The sequence below is a fragment of the Streptomyces sp. NPDC001002 genome (assembly GCF_053599215.1).
Genome location: NZ_JBSFLV010000296.1, coordinates 1 through 3,098, shown reverse-complemented (window position 1 = coordinate 3,098; position 3,098 = coordinate 1). Strand labels below are relative to the sequence as shown.

The window sequence follows — 3,098 nt, the reverse complement described above, 5'->3', positions numbered from 1 at the left end:
GCAGCGGCGGCCCACCGGGACCGCCGGGCGGCGCGTACGGCCCGGCCAGCGAGGGCGCGTCCCCGTGCCCGTGGGCGCAGGAGGTGCCCGCGAAGGCCCGGTCGACGGACGTGCTCAGCTCGTGCACGAGCAGGCGGTGCGCGAGCTTGCCGTCGCCGAAGTCGGCCTCGCGCAGCGCGAGCCGGATCCCGTGCAGCGCGTCGTCGGCGAGCCGGCGCGCCTCGACGAGCGGGGTCCCGGTCGCCGTGAGCGGGTTCCAGGCGCCCGACGCGGCGTCGGATTCCTTGTCCTCCACGGCGTCCAGCAGATGTGCGAGCCGTCCGAAGAGGCGTCCGGCCTCGGCGAGCGGTTCGGCGTTGCCCGGCCGCCCGGCGAGCCGCGCGGTGTGCGCGAAGGCGGCGGCCGTGGCGGTCTCGGTCGGTTCGGTGACCGTCAGGATCGGCGTGCCCGGCCCGGCGAGGGTCTCGATGCCGACCTGCCGGTCCACCGCGTCGACGAGCACGGCGGTGTCGAAGCCGACCTCGGATCCGGTACGGGCTCCCGCCGCGTCCCACCGCTTGGCCACCCGGCGCGCCGCGAGCGCCACCGGCTTGCGCGCCAGCAGCCCGTCCCCGTCGGCGACATGGTCACGCACCTTGGCGGAGGCGAGCACCAGCGAGACGGCGGCCGCGAGCCGCGCGCCCTCGCCCCGGGCGACGGAGGCGGTCCGCATCCCGCGCAACGGGCACGGGCCCGCCGTACGCCGCCATCCGCCCGACTGCCCGGTGGCACCGGCGGCCTGAGCTTCCGTCAGGACCGATATGAGAAGTCCGTCGTAGTTCGTCACGACTCGTGCGAACTGTCCGTGGTCCTTGCGCAGCGCGAGACAGAGCCCGCACAAGTGGGCCATCCACTGGGTCTTGAGATTTTCACCGAGCCGATGACGGCAGGGCCGAACGATTCCGAACACAGCACTCCCCCGTGGCGTGTAGGACGTTGAGCTGCTGCATCGTAGCGACCACCCCGTTCACCCGTACGCCCCGTGCATCACCCATACGCCGTGAAGAATCATATTTCACTCACAGTCAGCAGCCGTGTGGGGAACGCCCCTTGCTACAACCGGGCTCTCGACGTATGGGCTGTGCACCAGTACCGTCACAAACCCCCCGCGCGGCGTCTATCCACTTGGCGCGTCATCAGCATCATGGATGACCATAGGGATGCGGAAAGCAAGAAAGACCGCTGTGAGAGGAGGCGTCCATGGGATCGGTACGCAAGGCGAGTGCCTGGCTTGGCCTCGTCGACGACAACGATGACGAGCGCTACTACGACGACGACTACTCCGAGGGGACCGAGCAGCCCGGGGAGGCCTGGGTCACCGACCCTCGGGTCAAGGTGGCTTCGGACACCGCCGAGGAGAAGGGCCGCCGGATCGGCACGGTCACCCCGGACAGCTTCCGGGACGCCCGCGCCATCGGTGAGCTCTTCCGCGAGGGCGTGCCGGTCATCGTGAACCTCACGGCCATGGAGGCGTCCGACGCCAAGCGCGTCGTCGACTTCGCGGCCGGACTGACCTTCGGCCTGCGCGGCACGATCGAGCGGGTCGCGAACCGTGTCTTCCTGCTGACCCCCGCCAACACGGAGATCGTCAGCGGCGACCCGGCCGCGCGCCGTGAGGACGGATTCTTCAACCAGAGCTGAGGCAGGGCCGCTTACCGGCCCTGCCTCCCGCAGGGTTGATCAACGTCGATCAGGGTCCTCGGGTCTTCCTACCGGAAGGCGTCGAGTCCGGTGAGCGCCTTGCCCAGCACGAGCTGGTGCATCTCGACGGTGCCTTCGTACGTGAGCACCGACTCCAGGTTCGTCGCGTGCCGCATCACCGGGTACTCCAGCGAGATCCCGTTGGCACCGAGGATCGTCCGTGCCGTACGACAGATCTCGATGGCCTCTCGTACGTTGTTGAGCTTGCCGAAGCTGACCTGCTCGGGACGCAGGCGGCCGGCGTCCATGCGGCGCCCCAGGTGGTGGGCGAGCAGGATCCCCTTGTGCAGTTCGACCGCCATGTCGGCGAGTTTGGCCTGGGTGAGCTGGAAGCCCCCGATCGGCCGCCCGAACTGCTCCCGTGACTTCGCGTAGTCCACGGCGGTCTCGAAACAGCTGCGTGCCGCGCCCATGGCCCCCCACACGATCCCGTACCGGGCGTGGGACAGACAGCTCAACGGCCCCTTCAGCCCGACGACCTCCGGCAGCACGGCGTCGGCGGGCAGCCGTACGTCGTCGAGGACGAGCTCGCTGGTGACGCTGGCGCGCAGGGACCACTTGTGCCGGATCTCGGGCGCGGCGAACCCTGGCGTGTCGGTAGGCACGACGAACCCGCGGATCCCCTCCTCGGTCTGCGCCCACACGACGGCGACCCCGGCCACGGACCCATTCGTGATCCACATCTTCCGCCCGTTGAGCACCCAGTCGCCGCCGTCCCGCTTGGCGTACGTCCGCATCGCGGCGGGGTCGGACCCGTGGTCGGGCTCGGTGAGCCCGAAGCACCCGATGACGTCGCCGGAGGCCATACGCGGCAACCAGTCCTGCTTCTGCGTCTCACTCCCGAACCGATGAATGGCGTACATGGCGAGCGACCCCTGCACGGACACGAGGGACCGGATCCCGGAGTCGGCGGCTTCGAGCTCCAGACAGGCGAGCCCGTACTGCACGGCACTGGCACCGGCGCACCCGTAGCCGGTGAGGGACATCCCGAGCGCGCCGATGGCCCCAAGCTCCCGGGCCAACTCCCGGATACCCGGCAGTTCCCCGTCCTCGTACCACTCGGCGACATACGGCACCACCCGGTCCGCCGCCCACGCCCGCACGGTCTCCCGCACCGCGAGATCCTCCGGCTCCAGCAGATCGTCGATCCCGAGCGGGTCGGCGGGGTCGAACGGGGGCAACTTCGAGGACGCGGCCATGGAACCCTCCGACACAAACGAAAACTAGCGCTGCTAACCAACACACGGCCCCCGACGCTACGACGCGACGCCTCCCACGTCCAGTGCCCCTCCCACCCGCCCACCCATGCGGGCATGTTGAAGGGTGGACGTCGCCTGTGGGGGTGCTTCGCCGCTGGC

3 protein-coding genes are annotated in these 3,098 nt (G+C 70.1%); 1 reads left to right on the top strand and 2 read right to left on the bottom strand.

Annotated features, from left to right (window positions below; translation table 11 throughout):
• On the bottom strand, positions 1–949 hold a 949-nt coding region (locus ACWDR3_RS47570; protein WP_450358919.1), incomplete at its 3' end, for a DUF5685 family protein.
• A 290-nt stretch (positions 950–1,239) separates the two neighbouring features.
• Here ACWDR3_RS47570 and ACWDR3_RS47565 point away from each other — a divergent pair.
• Positions 1,240–1,680: a cell division protein SepF gene (locus ACWDR3_RS47565; protein ID WP_450358918.1), complete on the top strand. Its 441-nt coding sequence runs from the start codon at positions 1,240–1,242 to the stop codon at positions 1,678–1,680.
• Between the two features lie 68 nt (positions 1,681–1,748).
• On the opposite strand, the gene ACWDR3_RS47560 is transcribed toward ACWDR3_RS47565, so the two are convergent.
• Positions 1,749–2,939 carry an acyl-CoA dehydrogenase family protein gene (locus ACWDR3_RS47560; RefSeq protein ID WP_450358917.1) on the bottom strand — a complete coding sequence of 397 codons (1,191 nt, stop codon included), beginning with the start codon at positions 2,937–2,939 and terminating at the stop codon, positions 1,749–1,751.
• Between the last annotated feature and the right edge of the window lie 159 nt (positions 2,940–3,098).